Source organism: Deltaproteobacteria bacterium (assembly GCA_016177765.1).
Lineage (GTDB): Bacteria > UBA10199 > UBA10199 > JACPAL01 > JACOUP01 > JACOUP01.
Genome location: JACOUP010000008.1, coordinates 471,018 through 486,576 on the forward strand (window position 1 = coordinate 471,018; position 15,559 = coordinate 486,576).

General features: G+C 52.9%; 17 protein-coding genes. 4 read left to right on the plus strand and 13 right to left on the minus strand.

The window, feature by feature from the left end; all coding sequences use genetic code 11:
• Positions 1-2: 2 nt before the first annotated feature.
• Genes HYS22_04710 through HYS22_04735 form a run of 6 tightly spaced genes read right to left on the minus strand, consistent with a single transcriptional unit; the run spans position 3 to position 7,254 of the window.
• Positions 3-485 (minus strand): hemerythrin domain-containing protein, encoded by a 483-nt coding sequence (locus HYS22_04710; protein ID MBI1909450.1) that lies wholly within the window; start codon positions 483-485, stop codon positions 3-5.
• A complete protein-coding gene (locus HYS22_04715) occupies positions 475-1,161 on the minus strand; it encodes a molecular chaperone TorD family protein (protein MBI1909451.1) in 687 nt (228 codons plus the stop codon). The genes HYS22_04710 and HYS22_04715 overlap by 11 nt, the downstream gene beginning before the upstream one ends.
• Positions 1,158-2,381 (minus strand): c-type cytochrome, encoded by a 1,224-nt coding sequence (locus HYS22_04720; GenBank protein ID MBI1909452.1) that lies wholly within the window; start codon positions 2,379-2,381, stop codon positions 1,158-1,160. Before HYS22_04720 ends, HYS22_04715 begins: the two co-directional genes overlap by 4 nt.
• Positions 2,371-3,570 (minus strand): 4Fe-4S dicluster domain-containing protein, encoded by a 1,200-nt coding sequence (locus HYS22_04725; GenBank protein ID MBI1909453.1) that lies wholly within the window; start codon positions 3,568-3,570, stop codon positions 2,371-2,373. The genes HYS22_04720 and HYS22_04725 overlap by 11 nt, the downstream gene beginning before the upstream one ends.
• On the minus strand, positions 3,563-3,814 hold the full coding sequence (locus HYS22_04730) for a hypothetical protein (GenBank protein MBI1909454.1): 252 nt from the start codon (positions 3,812-3,814) through the stop codon (positions 3,563-3,565). Before HYS22_04730 ends, HYS22_04725 begins: the two co-directional genes overlap by 8 nt.
• Positions 3,815-3,816: 2 nt before the next feature.
• Positions 3,817-7,254: a molybdopterin-dependent oxidoreductase gene (locus HYS22_04735; protein MBI1909455.1), complete on the minus strand. Its 3,438-nt coding sequence runs from the start codon at positions 7,252-7,254 to the stop codon at positions 3,817-3,819.
• 160 nt (positions 7,255-7,414) lie between these two features.
• Between HYS22_04735 and HYS22_04740 the strand changes: the two genes are divergently transcribed.
• Positions 7,415-7,828 (plus strand): Rrf2 family transcriptional regulator, encoded by a 414-nt coding sequence (locus tag HYS22_04740; protein MBI1909456.1) that lies wholly within the window; start codon positions 7,415-7,417, stop codon positions 7,826-7,828.
• Positions 7,829-7,861: 33 nt separating this feature from the next.
• Positions 7,862-9,481, plus strand: coding sequence for an indolepyruvate/phenylpyruvate decarboxylase (locus HYS22_04745; protein ID MBI1909457.1), 1,620 nt, complete (start codon positions 7,862-7,864; stop codon positions 9,479-9,481).
• Between the two features lie 79 nt (positions 9,482-9,560).
• Here the strand turns inward: HYS22_04745 and HYS22_04750 are convergent, their stop codons facing one another.
• Positions 9,561-10,154 carry a 1-acyl-sn-glycerol-3-phosphate acyltransferase gene (locus tag HYS22_04750; protein MBI1909458.1) on the minus strand — a complete coding sequence of 198 codons (594 nt, stop codon included), beginning with the start codon at positions 10,152-10,154 and terminating at the stop codon, positions 9,561-9,563.
• Between the two features lie 252 nt (positions 10,155-10,406).
• Here HYS22_04750 and HYS22_04755 point away from each other — a divergent pair, with 252 nt between their 5' ends.
• Complete coding sequence (locus tag HYS22_04755; protein ID MBI1909459.1) at positions 10,407-11,042, plus strand: transposase; 636 nt, start codon at positions 10,407-10,409, stop codon at positions 11,040-11,042.
• Positions 11,043-11,132: 90 nt separating this feature from the next.
• On the opposite strand, the gene HYS22_04760 is transcribed toward HYS22_04755, so the two are convergent.
• The 6 genes from HYS22_04760 to coxB are packed head-to-tail and all read right to left on the minus strand — an operon-like array spanning position 11,133 to position 15,047.
• A complete protein-coding gene (locus HYS22_04760) occupies positions 11,133-11,318 on the minus strand; it encodes a hypothetical protein (GenBank protein MBI1909460.1) in 186 nt (61 codons plus the stop codon).
• Positions 11,299-11,853 carry a heme-copper oxidase subunit III gene (locus HYS22_04765; protein ID MBI1909461.1) on the minus strand — a complete coding sequence of 185 codons (555 nt, stop codon included), beginning with the start codon at positions 11,851-11,853 and terminating at the stop codon, positions 11,299-11,301. The genes HYS22_04760 and HYS22_04765 overlap by 20 nt, the downstream gene beginning before the upstream one ends.
• Complete coding sequence (locus HYS22_04770; protein ID MBI1909462.1) at positions 11,837-12,106, minus strand: cytochrome C oxidase subunit IV family protein; 270 nt, start codon at positions 12,104-12,106, stop codon at positions 11,837-11,839. The genes HYS22_04765 and HYS22_04770 overlap by 17 nt, the downstream gene beginning before the upstream one ends.
• Positions 12,103-12,729, minus strand: a complete 627-nt coding sequence (locus HYS22_04775) for a cytochrome c oxidase subunit 3 (protein ID MBI1909463.1) — start codon at positions 12,727-12,729, stop codon at positions 12,103-12,105. The genes HYS22_04770 and HYS22_04775 overlap by 4 nt, the downstream gene beginning before the upstream one ends.
• Position 12,730: 1 nt before the next feature.
• A complete protein-coding gene (locus HYS22_04780) occupies positions 12,731-14,425 on the minus strand; it encodes a cbb3-type cytochrome c oxidase subunit I (protein ID MBI1909464.1) in 1,695 nt (564 codons plus the stop codon).
• Positions 14,370-15,047, minus strand: a complete 678-nt coding sequence (coxB, locus tag HYS22_04785) for a cytochrome c oxidase subunit II (GenBank protein MBI1909465.1) — start codon at positions 15,045-15,047, stop codon at positions 14,370-14,372. Before coxB ends, HYS22_04780 begins: the two co-directional genes overlap by 56 nt.
• A gap of 212 nt (positions 15,048-15,259) precedes the next feature.
• On the opposite strand from coxB, the gene HYS22_04790 reads away from it, so the two are divergent.
• Positions 15,260-15,559 (plus strand): hypothetical protein, encoded by a 300-nt coding sequence (locus HYS22_04790; GenBank protein MBI1909466.1) that lies wholly within the window; start codon positions 15,260-15,262, stop codon positions 15,557-15,559.

Genomic DNA, 15,559 nt, shown 5'->3' on the forward strand with positions numbered 1-15,559 from the left:
CCTTAGCAACATTTTTCATACCGCTCCGGCGGCAAAGACTCCATTTTCTGAAAGACAGAAGAGAGCTCCTGAGGACTGATCACACTATCGATCGCCGGGTAGAGGATTTTTTCCTCCTTGATATTGTGAGGGCTTAAGAGATCGAGCAGATCCTGTTCTTCTTTTTCCGTATCCGGATTCCCCTGCCCGACCTTGCCATGGATCGCCTCCAGCGCCCGACCGATGAGGCGATGTTCTTTGCGCATCACGGCCGTCGGCCCGACATCCCTCATCCCGGTTTTTGATTCGTAAATCGCAAAAAGAATCTCTTCCTCCCAGATAATATGTCTTTGCAGGCCAAACTTGAATTGCACGAAGTTCTTCTTGGCCTCACCCCTATTTGTCCTCTTCATCTCCCGATAATTCTTGAAGAGAAGATCCAGGCGGTCGTGATCTTTTGCAAAAAAATCGGTCACACTTGGGTGAAGCACCCTTTCAGGAGACATCTTGGCATCCTCCACATTCAAATTGCGTTGATGAAATGGTTGGGTCAGGACTCCAGCCGGTGACTCCAGGGTGAATGACCCTTGGGTGAATCACCCTTTCCGGCGTGACACCCAGACGCCGACACTCTGACTCCACAAACTGTGCCAGCCGATGGCCCACTTCACGATAAAAGGGGTGCTGGGCCGACTCGGCCGTCTGACTCCCAAAAAACGAGCCCCAGCGTCCAAGGTGGTCGGTCATAAACTTCTCTGCCGCCTCCCGACATAACTCGGCCTGTTGAGGCAATCCTTTTTCCTCGCCCCTTTTCTCCTTGAGCCTAAGCCAGTGCATAAACTCCAGCTCGACGCCGATATGATCCACCCGCTGGTGGGCCGAGTCGGCAACCTCAAAACCGAAGGCGCGGTAAAACCCGGCGATATCGGCCATTCGCTGTGTCTTGAAAAAGATATCCTTGTGACCATATTCGGTTTCATAGGGGGTAATTCCGCCAGCCACGGTCAGCGAGAAGAGACGCGTATGCTCCGCCTGAAGTGATTTGAGCGACGCCCCTTTGAGCGCCTTGCGAAAGAGAGCGGTCTCACTCAATCCTCGAAGGAACAAATCGTCCGGGGTGTGAAAAACAGAGGAAAGAATTTTATAGATTAAGGCCTCGTCTTTGAGTGAATCACTCTTCATTGGAGACTCCTTAGGTATTCGGCAATATCATTGTAATCCTTGTCCGGGACCTGGTCACCGAACGACGGCATCGTGGACGTCAAGGTTTTAGGATCGTAGTAACCGGGGGCGGGGACAATAACGGCATTCGGATTTTTCACCGACTCCAGGAGGTATTCAATACGATGGATCATCCCGGCGTGGGTCAGGTCAGGACCGACATTGGTCGCGGGACTCAATGGCAGGTTGTGACAAGAAACACACCCTAGATCGACTGTGAGCTGTTTTCCTCGGGAGGCATTGGCCCCTGGAATCGAATCGATGACCAGGTTTTGAAGGGCCCTCTTCGGAACCGCTTCTCCCTCGAACCGGAGGAACCGCCATCGGGTGAGCCCCTTCATCCCGTTCCTCTCACTGATCGCCCCATCCCAGACGGCAAAGGTGATCGGAACAAACCCCTTGCTCAAAGCCACCGCTGACCCTTTCGGATTCCTCGGTCTCTTGATCACCACCTGCCATTCATTATTCTTCCAGAGGCCACGCCCCATCAGCCCCTCGGACGGGGTCGAGGTCAGGGTTCCAAACCCTTCGGCGAGCAGATTTTCCACGTAATCTGCCTTTCGAGAGATCGATTTTGGATTACCAGCCTCTTCACCCGTTCGGTGATTAATCGGATAACCGGCCTCAAGCAGATCGCTGCGGAGGATCGGGTTTGGCCCGTCCGGAGCCTCCAAAGATGCCTTCCAGTGCCAGATATTGACAGGGTTCCCTGGATTCCCCATCCCTATATAAGGAAGGGGAGACCCGTCGTGATTCATCGGGAATCCGACAGCAACCGCATCCCTAAAAAGGGTGACACCACTCTCCCGGTCATCCACCGTGGCATCCTTCCAGGAAAGGAGGAGACCGACCTCCTTATTGTTGCCAAGGGCCCTGACGGTCAGGTCAAACTTCTTATAGGGGTGGTTCACCCCATCAGGGTGATTCACCCCAGCGGAACGGGGAGACACAGAGATTTGCGGACCGAGGGGGATGGTCACAGCCTTGGCCTCTTGCCAGGCCGCATCGAAGGGATCGATCGGCACCGTCTCCTGGATCCGTTTCACCAAAATCAGATCTCCCTGGGCTTCCAGTTTTGTGATTTGGCCCTCCGCCTCCGGATCCATTTTTACCTTGGCACAGGCGGTCATCTCCCCAAAGAGTAGAAGGATTGAAAAAAGTTTTAAAAAGTTAGACCGCATTGGTTCTCTCCTTGGGCCGAATATGAACCGGCTCCTCGACGGTCGTTCTGAAAATCTCCTTCCCATCCTCACTAAAGGCGATGACCGTATCGTTGTACAAGGTAAACGGTTTTCCATGGATCAAGTTTTCATAAACCTTCGGCCCCTCTTCAATCTCGTAGCGAAAAATGATCTCCTGGCTTCGACGAAAGAGTTGGAGGACTGCCAGCAGTTCCCGATCGGGTGCCAGGTATTTGTCAATCGCCCCATCCACACCGGGGCCGAACATCTGGTGGAGGTAGGCCTTTGGGACCCAGCGCGGCGGGATATAATAAATGTTCGGCTCCGTTCCAAATTGCGGGTAGAGCGGCAATGCAATCTTCGCCACCTTGATCATGTAATAAAGGGGGCTCTTGCGATTTTCCGTCCAAGACCCGTCCTGATTCAGATCAACAAGCCCTTGCAAGCGAATCTGTCCGACACAGGCGGACATGCAACGGGTCTCCATCCTCTTTCCTTTGAGCAACGGGTCTTTCCCTTCCACGCGCGGGTAACAGCCGATGCATTTTTCCGAAACACGGGTCTCGGTGTTAAACATCGGCTTTTTGTAGGGGCAGGCCTCCATACATTTGCGATAGCCGCGGCACCGTTCCTGATCGATGAGAACAATCCCGTCTTCCGGTCTTTTGTAGATCGCCTTTCTTGGACAGGCGGCAAGACAGGCTGGATAGCTGCAATGGTTACAAATCCTCTGGAGATAGAAAAACCAGGCCTTATGTTCAGGGAGACTGACCCCTTCCCCGGAAAGACCGAGCGGACCTCCCGAATTGTATTTGGTCGATGTGTCCTCGTAGAGGTTTGGGGCCTTCCATTCACGATCGGTGGGAAGATACCCCAAAACGTTTTGCCCCTCTGGGGCTGCTTCAAAGATGGTTTTTTGTCCGCTGGGGTCCGCCTTGGCCAGCATTGAGAGGAGTTTCACATCCCAGTTTCGAGGGTAGCCGCCGTACGGTTTTGTCTCGACGTTGTTCCACCACATATATTCCTGCCCCTTGGAAAAGGTCCATGTGGACTTGCAGGCCATCGAGCAGGTCTGACAGGCAATGCATCGATTGGTATTGAAGACGGCGGCAAACTGTCTTTTGGGATGGACCCCTTCATACGGGTAATCCATCTCGCGCCCGATCTGCCAGTTGTAAACCTTAGCCATTTCTCACCTCATGAATAATATTTTTCACAAACTCCTCCCCCTTCTTTTTCAAGACATCATGCGTTCCGCGGTAAAAGGGATCTTTAAAAAGAGAGAAAACCTCCTCATCATCCCACCCCATCATCAGGTATTCCTCAACAAAGGTCCGGGTCATCTCCTCGTAAAACCGGTCATCGGCCGGTGCCTCCAAAAAGGCCTGGACCATTTCAAACGGATCTTCGGTTTCAAACTCTTTTTCAGCCATGGTTACCCCTTTTTCACAAACCCGCCTGCCAGATAGACCTGCATCTCCCTGTTTTCTTCCCCTGGCGTATGACCGGTCGTCGCCCCTTCCCACTTCCCCTTCCCGCCAAGTCCGCCATCTTCCGCCTTCACCACCCGAACAAGCGTCTCTTTGGGGACGGTGTTGATCATATGATTGTCCGCCTCTCCTCCAAAAATAAACCTCTGGCCGATCTTGGCCTTGTGAAAGAGGGTGTCGGTCTGATGCATCGGCATCGCCCACTCACGGGTAATGCTCTGCTGGGAACCGTAGCGGAAATTGGCCTGATAACCGGTTTCGGACAGGGCTCTTCCGTCGGGGCGTGTTTCATGGGCCTTCACGGTCCGTTCAGTCGCAATCCAGGTCCCATGTTTGATCATGACCACATGATACGGGTAGGCCGGGTTGTATTTCGCCCGGAGCATCAGCCGCGCCACCTTGTAGAACGGGTCTTCCCTCTTCCACCCGATGTAGGGACGATCGGCCGGGTTGGCATCGACATAGACATAGTCCCCATCGTTGATCCCCAAATCCTTCGCCGCCTGGGGATTGATATGGACCTGGTGATCGGCCGCATCCGGCTGTCGTTTATCTTCGCGGAGCTGATCTGCAAAATTGGAAGCCCAGACCCGGTTCCAGGTCACATTCGACCACTGGGAATGAACAGTGTGGCGCGTCTTTGGCGTCACACAGTAAAAATGAAACCCCTGTTCCCAAAGCGGGTTTTTCGTTTGCTTGACCTCACTCCAGGGCATTTTCACGTTCCGGACATGACGGGCCTCCGCCTCCATCTCCTCTTTTGAAAGCCCATAGTCCTCCGGCCGGACGAGCGGGTTCGACGAAACAATCGCGTTGGGAAGGTACGGCGTTGCCTCCACCCCTTCGCGGTGGACGATGAAATTCTCCCCGTACTCAATCGCCTCTGGAATATCGCAGTAACTGTTGAGGCGCCCGGTATCGGTAAAAAACGGTTTGTCTTCGTGGATCTGTTCCCAAAAAGGAACGCGCGGGTAGGTCCGAAAGAGCATCAGCGCCGCCCCCGGTTCCCCATATTTGCCGGCGATAATATCCTTGAACTGGTAACCGTTCAGAGTTGACGAAGCATCCAGCAGTCTTTGAATGTACACCTCCGTCTTTCCGTTCAGGGCAAACTTCCAGTAATCCTCAAACCGTTTGTCCTTAAAGATCTCCCCCATCCTCTTGGCCACACCGGCCAGTATGGTCACATCATCTTTCGTGTTAAGAGGTGGCTTGAGCGATCCCTTCCAGGTCTGGAGGAACGGGTTGGAGCAGGAAGAGGTGACTTCATAGTTTTCGATCTCCGCCCACCAGCTGGCCGGGAAGGCGATGTCACAGTATTCAATCGTGCCGTTCAGTTCGACGTCGGTCACGGCAATCATGTTGCAGGTCGGCAGGACGTTCTTGATGACCTGATAGGCCCACTTGGAGTTGTTGATATGATTCACATTGGTGAACCACATCCCCTTTGTCGGCGTCGGCATATGGGTTTTACCGGTGAAAATCTTGCGACCAAACTTTGGCGTCTCAACAATCAGGGGATGATCGCCATGCGCCCAGTACGAAGCCCCTTCATCCAGGGCATAATTCTTGACCGGCACCTTTTTCCCCGGAGTGCCGGCATCGAGCGCGGAGTGAAATGGATCTTCGGCGACCCAAACCCCAAGCCCCGCGCCAGTCTCTGGAGAGGCCTGAAAATTTGCCGATTTGTAATTGCCAGCCCAAGTGAATGAACCGGCGCCGTTTTTCCCGATGTTGCCGGTCAGCATGAGCGGCAGGTAGGTGGACCGATTCACCTCGGTCGCATGGAACCAGTGGTTGATCCCCTCCCCCATATGAATCGCTACCGGTTTGATGGTGGCAAAATCCTTGGCCAGTTGTTCGATGAGCATCTTCGGCGCCTGTGTGATCTCGGCAACGGAGTCGAGATCGTAATCTTTCAGATGGATTTTATACGCCTCCCAGAGGGTCATCGCCTCGACAGTTGTGCCATCCACTAGCTTCACGGCCCCTTTCCATTCCAGAACCGGATCGATCCCCTTTTCTTTCAGATGCCCTCCGACATCGTCACGGGTTACCGCTTTAAATTCATTCGAGGCATCGCGAATGACAAAGTCCCCCAACTTTTCGTATTGATCTTTTTTCAGCCCTTGTTCCTTAAAACTGGCCCCCTCTTCCCTGAGTCCTGACTGATAACCAGCAAAAATCTCGGAGGCATGGAGGCGTTTTAAATTGTCTGTCCGGACCAGGAGCGGGAGATCGGTGAACTGTTTGACGAAGTCGGCGTCATACATCTTCCGATCCATCAAGATCTTTGCAACACCTAAAAAGATGGCCGTATCCGAGGCAGGGCGGACCGGGATCCAGTAATCCGATTTAGTCGCCGGCGGGCTGTACTCGGGGGTGATCGTCACCACCTTGGCGCCGCGTTCCATCGATTCGATGAACCAGTGGGATTCCGGCATCTTGTTTTCCACCAGATTCTTGCCGCACTGGATATGCAGTTTGGTGAAGCGAAGGTCGTTGAAATCGCAATCGGATGTCTGAAGGCCGTGGACAAAAGGATAACCGGGGGCCTGATCGCCATGTTCCGTATAATTGTCCCAACTGCGTCCCCCCTTCGCCTCTTTTTCATCAACCCCCCGGATATGACTGTCGGCGAGCGCCATCATGTTGGAGAAACGGAACATTCCGAATTTGCCGATGACGCCCAAGAGTCCCATCCCGCCGCGGAATTTAAGGGCCCGAACCCCGGCCCCCTCCATCCGCTGGACCATCTCAGGAACGTACCCTTCTTCGGCAAGCCGCTTCGATCCTTCCGGACCATCATACATCTTGGCAATCGCAATCATCCCGGAGGCGGCCAGATCAAACGCCTCATCCCAGGAGATCACCTGCAGTTGATCGCTCCCACGACTGTCGAATTTATATTTTTTCTTCAACTCCGGTGTCAGGTAGGGGAAACCGTCTTTCGCCCATTCACGCCACCCTTTTCGCACTAGCGGGTCTTTGAGCCGGTTCGGCCCGTACATCCGTTGGGCCAGCGTATACCCCTTGGGACACATCCTCGGATTCCAATTGGGGGAGGCCTTGTTGCCGTAAAGATCGGAATACCGCTGGACATCATAGTTTTGTTCTGTACGGACAAGGATACCATTCCGGACAAAGGCCCTGACCCGGCAGGCATGGGTATCATTGGGGGAACAGACAAAGGTGAAAGAGGAATCATACCGGTACTGATCCCGATAGACCTTTTCCCAATCGCGACTGGGGTAGAACTCCAGCGGATTGTCCACCCCAACAATCGGTTTCAGGAAGGAATAGGCCTGAGAGGAAAGAAAGGCGGTCGCCACCCCGCCAGCCCCTGCCATCTTGAGAAATTGACGCCTGTCGATCCGTTTCATTTGATCTTTCCCCCATTCGTTGACACAAGATCCTGGTAATAATGGATGATGATATCTATTATGATAATCATTCAAACAGCGGTAATGATGAGAATCAGTTCTCAACATGATTGTGATCAGTTGAGGGGGATAAAAAAACTTCTAGGTTGAAAACATGCTCTTGGCGCAAACTGCTGAATATGCCCTTCGTGTCATGGCGGAGATGGCGGTCCAGAGATCCCGCGGCCCTTTTCGGGCCAGGGATCTTGCCAAAAAGGCCCATGTTCCTCCGGCCTTTCTCTCCAAGGTGATGAGACAGCTTGTCAAGGCAGGGCTCCTCGAAGCGAGGCACGGCCGCGGAGGGGGGTTTTTCTTGACGCGTCCCCTCTCCAAAATCAGTTTTGCCGAGATTCTGGCCGCCGTCGGTTCCGAGTTTGAATCGAATCGCTGCCTCTTCGGCTGGAAAAAATGCCCCAAGAAGAACCCCTGTCTCCTTCACAACCAATGGAAAGGGATGAAAGGGAGGCTCCTCCGCTGGGCCAAAGAGACAACGCTCAAAGATGTCAGACAAGACAGGCCCAGGATCTCAACTTGACCTGACTCAAAATCCTTTGATAATGGGAGCCTCATGACAACCTTGGGCAACTATCTCACCCAGTCCCTCAAAGAACTCGGTGTCTCTACCCTTTTTGGGATCCCCGGTGACTACATTCTAGACCTCTGTCACGAACTGGAGACGACCAATGGGTTTCGATTCATCCCCCTCTCCACGGAGCCAGGTGTTGGATTTGCAGCCCAAGCTTTCGCGCGAGCCACCGGAAAACTGGGGGTTGTCTGCGTTACTTATGGGGTAGGTGGTCTAAGCGTCCTCAATCCGGTCGCCTGTGCCTATGCAGAAATGGCCCCTCTCCTTGTTTTGAGCGGTGGACCGAGTCGGGAAGAAAAAGAAAGGGCAAGCATCCTGGTCCATCACCAGGTCAAATCCCCCTCAAGCCAGTTAAAAATTTTTGAAGAGGTCACCCAATACGCCGCCGTTCTGGACGATCCTGCCACAGCGGCGCAAAAAATTGACCACGCCCTTGAATGCACTCTCCAGTACATGAAACCGGTCTATCTGGAGATCCCCCGAGGGGCCATCCATCAAGAGATTCGGGTCCCAACAGAAAAAAAGAGGCCTCTCCTGACGGTTAATGAGGAGGCGGTGACAGAAGCGGCTCACGAAATTGGCGACCGGCTCAGCCGGGCCAAAAAACCGGTTTTGGTCGTCGGCATTGAGGTCCATCGCAAAAAATTGGCCGGTAAAGTGGTCCGGTTTGCAGAGCAGTGGGGCATCCCGGTGGTTTCCACATTCCTCGCCCGCGGGACTTACCCGTACGACCATCCCCAATACCTTGGCACCTACCTCGGCGCCGCCTGCCCTCCTTTGGTGCGTGAAACCGTCGAGAAATCGGATTGTCTTTTCATGCTGGGGGTTATCCTCACAGATACAAACATGGCGGTGCGCCTGAAAGATGTCGATCCAAAGAATGTGATGCTCTGCCTCGGCCGAGAGGTTAAAATACAGCACCACAAGTACGAAAATGCCCCTCTCGAAAAAGTTCTGGATCGAATTCTAGAAGGCCCTGTCCAACAGAAGGCCCGGCATTTTGAAAAAATACCCCCCCCTGACATTGCCCCCCCTCCCACAGGGAATGGGCCGATTACCGTTGGGCAGGTGATTGATCACCTTAATTATTTTCTTAAGACCCAGGAACAGATGATTGTTGTGGCCGACACAGGAGACTCTCTTTTTATCTCTTACGAATTAAACGCTAAAAGGGTGATGGCCCCCGCCTATTATACCACGATGGGGTTCGCCGTCCCTTCTGGAATAGGAATTCAGATTGGAACCGGCGAGAGGCCCTTGATCCTTGTTGGTGATGGGGCCTTCCAGATGACAGGGACGGAGTTGGCCCAATGCCCCCGCTACGAGATCAACCCGATCGTCATCCTTCTCAATAACAACCGATGGGGGATGCTGGAGCCGTTTCTCCCAGAAGGAGGGTACAACAAGATCCCCAACTGGCCGTATGCTGAGATGGCCCGCGGCTGGGGAGGAAACGGTTTTTCCGTCAAGACACCCAAGGAATTCCAGGAAGCCCTGCAAACCGCCCATCGCTCTGACCGGTTTTCCCTCATTGAAGTCGCAATCCAGCCTGGGGATTACACGAAGACGTTGCAAATCTTTGCAAAGGGGATCAAGAGCTAACACCGGTGCCTGGCACCACGAGGGTCATTTGTACCAGGCACGCGTGTAACATATTGAAAAATAGTAGAAAAATTTACTGTTAAAAGTGGGTCTCTCTTTCGGCTATTGTTTTCAAGCGGTGAAGGAGGGTTTCATTATCCAAGGAAGCGATTTCTACAGGAGTGATTACTTGATCAAAAACGGCTTCAACCGATCCTGGGCGAACACGCCACTCTCCAAATGGCAATCGTTCTCTCGCCCCTCGCATCACTAATGGAACAAGGGTCGCCCCTGCCTCTCTCGCCAGAATCAAGGCACCCTTTTTGTACCTTTGTAACTGACCATCCCGGCTTCTCTGCCCTTCAATGGAAATTCCAAAATTCATCCCTCGACGCATACGACGGGCAGTTTTCTTCAATCCTCTCAAAGCCTGCCAACGCCATTGACGAAAGATCGCCACCCCTCCTAAAAGCCAAAGAAGCCAACCCACAAAAGGTAAAAGGACATATCCGATATTCATAAACATCCGGAAAGGAACCGGCATCGCTACAACGTAGGGCAACACCTCAATGAGACTCGCCTGATTTAAATGGACAAAAAGATATGGCGGATTGTTGTAGACCCCCTGATTCCGGTCTTCCACGTGAACCTGTATTTTAAAAATATGGAGTTGAAGCGAAACCCATCTCTTCATCAATCCCATCGCCGCTGGATAAGAAAATGGGGCGAGAAAAAGAGCCGGTCCCAAATAAAAGGGAGCGCTAACTACTGAGATAAACCACCTCATAAGACTTGGCAAAATACCCGGTGCCTGGCACGCTTTAAACATATTGATCAGCAAAGGTATTAACAGTCCTAAAATCGAACTGTCAGTACGAAAATCGAACTACTTCTTCAGACTTCCGTGCTCAAAAAACTTGGCATGTAGTTTGCTTATACCTTTGGCATGGGAAGACTACCACGAATTCAGGAAAACCAACTTCATTATCACATTATTGTCCGCTGTAATAATGAGGCGTTTCATTTTGAAACCAAGGAAGATTTTGAAAGGTATTTAAACACCCTCTCCTTTTTTAAAAAGAGGCATCGCTTTAAACTCTATAATTATGTCCTCATGAATTCCCACGTTCATCTGCTACTCCAGCCTTCTGAGAAGACTCCTCTCCAAGAGACAATGCACCTCATTAATTGGAACTATGCCAAGGACTACAATCAGCGCAAGAATAGGAAAGGTCATTTCTGGCTGGACCGCTATACAAGCATCCCTGTGCAAACAGACTTATACGCCTTGAGCCTTATGCGATACATGGATCGAAACCCTATTCGTGCGGGAATCATCAAGAAACCGGATAATTGGCAATGGGGTGGTTATCGATTTTATGCCTTTGGAGAACCCAATTCCATACTCGATTCACATGTCAGTTACTTAGCTTTGGGAAGTAAAGACAAAATAAGGCAAGAAAACTATAAAAATTTTGTGACCATGATCCTTCCCGGCGAAGATCAAAAAAAACATGAATTTAGCAAAGCAGCTTATATCGGCTCGGAAAGTTTCGCGCGTCGACTAGGACTCTCCAAATAAACATTATATTTTAATGCGTTATACGCGTGCCTGGCACCACGAGGGTCATTTGTACCAGGCACGCGTGGAAGTGGTTTATTTTAAATGATATTACTTCATCAACCGATAAACCCACCACCCGAGAACGCCGAGAAGGAGGAGTGGCAAGAGGCTCATCAGGATTGTGCTCCCGTAGTAGGCCCAGAGATTCCGGGCATCGGCCCAGTAACAGGAGGGGCAGGCCAACGCGAGGGCAGGAAAGAAAAGAGACAGGATGCTAAAAATAGAGGAGCGCATAAAGGATCGGCCAGACAAGGACGACGAAAATCCAGAACATCCGGGCGGCAATGACCCCTGCCTGGTTTAGTGCCGAATAACGACGATACACCGCCCTGAAAAAGACAACCAGTAAAACAGCTAACGCCGCCATGACATGAGCGGCATGGGCCCCCACAATGATATAAAAGGTCCCTCCGTAAATATTCAGGGCGGTGGTCAACCCAAACCGGATCAGCTGAATCCACTCGTACCCCTGGATCCCCAAAAAGAAGAGCCCCCCCAGCGCTGAAAGCCCCAACCACCAGACCAACCCGGCAAGGTTTCCCCGCTTCAAGGCCGCGCCGGTCTGCCCCATCGCCAGACCGCTGAGCAAGAGGATAACAGTATTGACGGCGGTAACAGTGATTGGAAGACGAGGCTGTCCCATCGGCGGCCATGAGATAAACTGGGCCCTTAAAACCCAATAGGCACTGATCAAACCGGCAAAGAACATCCCCTCCGCCGCCAGAAAGAAGGCCATGGCTATTTTTGTCGATCTATCGTCCGTAGACATGGATGATATCCGGAACCAGCGTGAAATAGAGAATCACGATGAGCCCGACCCCCCCTAAAAGGATCCACAAGATGTAACGAGGCTCCTCTTTAAGCCTCATGTAATAGGCCCCCACCAGCCACGCCTTAAAAATGGCAATGGTAAAGATCAAAACGGTCGCCAAAAAAACGTTGCCAAGATGCCCCAGAACCAGGCTCACCCCCAATAACCCTAAAAGAGCGGCCCAGATGGTGACAAGAAATTTCTCGGTCATCGGACCCCTCCCGAAGAAGCCAGGTAGAGGAGTGGAAACAGAAAGATCCAGACAACATCCACAAAGTGCCAGTAAATCCCGACTGACTCAATCCTGTGAAGACTCCGTCCCTTTCTTAACCCCTGCCAGACGACCAGGTTTGCGACCTGCCCGCCGATCACGTGCAGGGCGTGAAGGCCGGTCATCAGATAATAAAAAGACCAGAAGAGACTTCTGGCCGGGACAAAACCGTTCTTGATTTCGTGGTGATACTCGTAACTTTTAAACCCGAGAAAGAGACAGCCCAGTAAAATGGTAACGCCCAAAAATCGGATGGCCCCCGCAAGCTCTTTCCCTTCAACACGGTGATGGGCAAGAATCATCGTCAAGCTACTGGTCAGCAGGACAACGGTATTGATCGCCCCGATGGAAGAGAGGGTATGCGCCGCCTCCACCCCCCATTCCGGATGATGAAAACGATAGAGGATGTAGGAGGCGATCAGCCCCCCGAAGACCACGACTTCCGAACCGAGAAACCACCAGATACCCATTCGCCAGGGCGGGCAAAGCCCGACCCTGGCTAAAGTCGGTGGGAGATACCGCTCTCCCCCCGACACCCCCCATCTGTTTTTTTGTTCATTCATATTACTCGGTCTGCCCCAACCAATCTTTCTGCTGGCCGGGGAGGCTGTATTCATAAGGACCCCGGACCACCCGAAGTTCTGTATCAAAATTGCCGTGCCCCGGTGGGGAGGGAGCCACCCATTCAAGCGTCGCCGCAGACCAAGGGTTCCGATCCGCCCTTCGGCCGCGGAAGAGACTCACGACAAAATTGATGACAAAAGGAATCTGCCCGGCAAACATCACCATCATCCCGATCGTCGCAATCACGTGCAGGTATTGGTGCTTCTGAAGGTAGTCAAAGAGGGTTGGATCAAAGATCCTCCGCTGGTGCCCCGCGAGCCCCATCACAAACATCGGGAGAAAAACCACATTGAAGGAAAGCGTGGTGACCCAGAAGTGGACCTTCCCCCAGGTCTCGTTTAAAAATCGCCCAACCATTTTTGGAAACCAGTAATAGATCCCGGCAAACGCCCCCAAAAAGGTCACCGGGAAAAGGGTAAAGTGGAAATGGGCTACAACAAAGTAGGTATCGTGCAGGTAGATATCAGCCGCGGAAGAGCCGTTAAAAATTCCGGTCACCCCCCCCACCATGAATTCCGCAATCATCCCAAGTGCAAAGAGCATCCCTGTTGAAAACTGGATGGAACCGCGCCAGAGCGTCGCAATGAAGGCAAACAGCATGATCGCAAACGGCACGGAGATCAGGATGGTGGTGACACTAAAAGGGGCGGCAAGCCTTGGATCAATACCACTGATAAACTGATGATGGGCCCAGACGAGAAAACTCAAAATTCCTGCGACGATGGTTGAATAAATAATCGCCTTGTAACCAAACAGCGGTTTTCTTGAAAAGACGGGAAAAATTTCAGCCAGGATCCCCAGGGAAGGGAGGAGCAGGACGTACACCTCCGGATGACCAAAAAACCAGAAGAGGTGTTGAAAAAGAAGAGGGTCCCCGCCGGAGGCCGGGAGGTAAAAACCGGTGCCGAGTAGACGATCGGCAAGCAACATCAACGCCCCGGCAATGAGCGGTCCGACCGAAAACAGGAAGAGGAGTGAGGCGATATTGATCATCCAGACAAAGATCGGCAGGCGGAAAAAACTCATCCCCTTGGCCCTCATGCTGATCGTCGTGGTCAGAAAATTGATTCCCCCCATCAGCATCGAGGTAAATTCCAGCGCCACCGCCAGGATCCAGAGATGACCACCCCAGAAGACACCGGTGTATCCCGGTTCAGCAGAGAGCGGCGGGTAACTGGTCCACCCCCCGGAGGCGGCCCCTCCCGGGACAAAGAAGGAGGCGATCAGGACCACGGTGCTCAAGAAAAAGACCCAGTACGACATCCCATTCAGCCGTGGGAACGCCATGTCGGGGGCCCCAACCATCAGGGGGAGGAGAAAGTTGCCGAATCCGGAAAGGAGGATCGGCATCGCGACCCAGAAGACCATGATGGTCCCATGCATCGTCACGAAGGCGTTGTATTGATCCGGTCCGATCGGGCCGATGAGCGGCACCGATTCCCCCGGCCAGGCCAGTTGGTGCCGGAAGGAAAAGGCAAGAAACCCGCCGACGAGCGTCATCAGGAGACCGGTGATCAGGTACTGCTTGCCGATCATCTTATGATCGACAGAGAAAACGTAGCGCCTCCAAAAACTTTCTTTAGCGTGATCCAATTTTTGTCTCCTCTTCAAGCCATTTTTGGTAATTGGCCGCATTCAGGACACGCATCTCCCCCTTCATCACCCCATGACCGCTCCCGCAAAGCTCCGCACAGGCGACCGGAAAGGTCCCTTCTTTAGTCGCCTCAAACCAACCAGGGATCGTCCTCCCCGGCACGGCATCCTGCTTGAGCCTCAAGTTAGGGATCCAGAGGCTGTGAATGACATCGGCCGATTGGAGTTCAAACTGGATTTTTGTGTTGATCGGAACGGTCAGTTGATTGGTCGCCAGAATATCGTCCGCGGTATCGAGCCGTCCGTCCCGCCCCGGATGCGTGAACTCCCAGACAAACTGGCGCCCCTTGATCCGGATCGTTTGATCCGGTTGAGGCAGAGACTGTTTGATCTCCGTCCAGACCGGGCCCTGCATGAAATCAATCCCCAGATCAAAACCGAGGATCAGAATGGCTGGGACCAGGAGCCAGAGGAGCGGCCTCCATTTTGTCCCTGGTTGATAGGTGGCCGAAACACCGGGCCTGCGCCGGTAACGGATCAAAAAATAGAAGAGGACCGCCTCAACAAGGAGAAACCAGACCCCGACAATCCAGGCGATTGCCTGAAGGATCCCGTCAATCCGGTGGCCGTAGGTAGAGATATTTTCGGGAAGCCAATGAAGCATGGCCCCTTCCTTATAGAGGAAGGAAACCAGAGGCCATGATCTTAATCATACTATTTTACTCACCATTATTTTTTTTCGACATCCGGCAATTCTTATGCTATGAGGTGGCTTGTCTAAAGTGAGTGTCCGGCTAAAGCCGGCACGAACGCGGGGGTACGGGGGCCATCGGAGACCGAAGGTCGTACGGGGCCCCCGCTAAAAAGGGAGGACTTATGATGATGCCGTCTCATTTTGCTTCTGGCGCCCATGCCGCCATCGCCCTGAACCTGATCGCCCTGGTATCGGGGCTTCTTCTCCTCAACAAGGCCTGTGGGACCGAGTTTTTCTGCAAGAAGACCGGAAAGTTTTTCGGCGGCCTTGTCGTGATCGTCTCGCTCCTTTCGATCCTCTGTCTGGGCTACCTCTGCTACCAGAAGAGTTGCGCCCGGCCGGGGACAGGATCAGGGATGTGGCAACACCCACCTATGGGTGAGGCACCGATGGGTACTCCCCCGTCCGAGCCGGGAAAGTAA

Coding starts and splice junctions, on each gene's coding strand:
- HYS22_04780 (MBI1909464.1), bottom strand. CDS start 14,425: ATGCGGCCAATTACCAAAAATGGCTTGAAGAGGAGACAAAAATTGGAT.
- HYS22_04710 (MBI1909450.1), bottom strand. CDS start 485: ATGTCTCCTGAAAGGGTGCTTCACCCAAGTGTGACCGATTTTTTTGCA.
- HYS22_04760 (MBI1909460.1), bottom strand. CDS start 11,318: ATGCGCTCCTCTATTTTTAGCATCCTGTCTCTTTTCTTTCCTGCCCTC.
- HYS22_04750 (MBI1909458.1), bottom strand. CDS start 10,154: ATGAAGAGATGGGTTTCGCTTCAACTCCATATTTTTAAAATACAGGTT.
- HYS22_04765 (MBI1909461.1), bottom strand. CDS start 11,853: ATGTCTACGGACGATAGATCGACAAAAATAGCCATGGCCTTCTTTCTG.
- HYS22_04755 (MBI1909459.1), top strand. CDS start 10,407: ATGGGAAGACTACCACGAATTCAGGAAAACCAACTTCATTATCACATT.
- HYS22_04790 (MBI1909466.1), top strand. CDS start 15,260: ATGATGATGCCGTCTCATTTTGCTTCTGGCGCCCATGCCGCCATCGCC.
- HYS22_04725 (MBI1909453.1), bottom strand. CDS start 3,570: ATGGCTAAGGTTTACAACTGGCAGATCGGGCGCGAGATGGATTACCCG.
- HYS22_04715 (MBI1909451.1), bottom strand. CDS start 1,161: ATGAAGAGTGATTCACTCAAAGACGAGGCCTTAATCTATAAAATTCTT.
- HYS22_04770 (MBI1909462.1), bottom strand. CDS start 12,106: ATGACCGAGAAATTTCTTGTCACCATCTGGGCCGCTCTTTTAGGGTTA.
- HYS22_04730 (MBI1909454.1), bottom strand. CDS start 3,814: ATGGCTGAAAAAGAGTTTGAAACCGAAGATCCGTTTGAAATGGTCCAG.
- coxB (MBI1909465.1), bottom strand. CDS start 15,047: ATGCTTCATTGGCTTCCCGAAAATATCTCTACCTACGGCCACCGGATT.
- HYS22_04775 (MBI1909463.1), bottom strand. CDS start 12,729: ATGAATGAACAAAAAAACAGATGGGGGGTGTCGGGGGGAGAGCGGTAT.
- HYS22_04745 (MBI1909457.1), top strand. CDS start 7,862: ATGACAACCTTGGGCAACTATCTCACCCAGTCCCTCAAAGAACTCGGT.
- HYS22_04720 (MBI1909452.1), bottom strand. CDS start 2,381: ATGCGGTCTAACTTTTTAAAACTTTTTTCAATCCTTCTACTCTTTGGG.
- HYS22_04735 (MBI1909455.1), bottom strand. CDS start 7,254: ATGAAACGGATCGACAGGCGTCAATTTCTCAAGATGGCAGGGGCTGGC.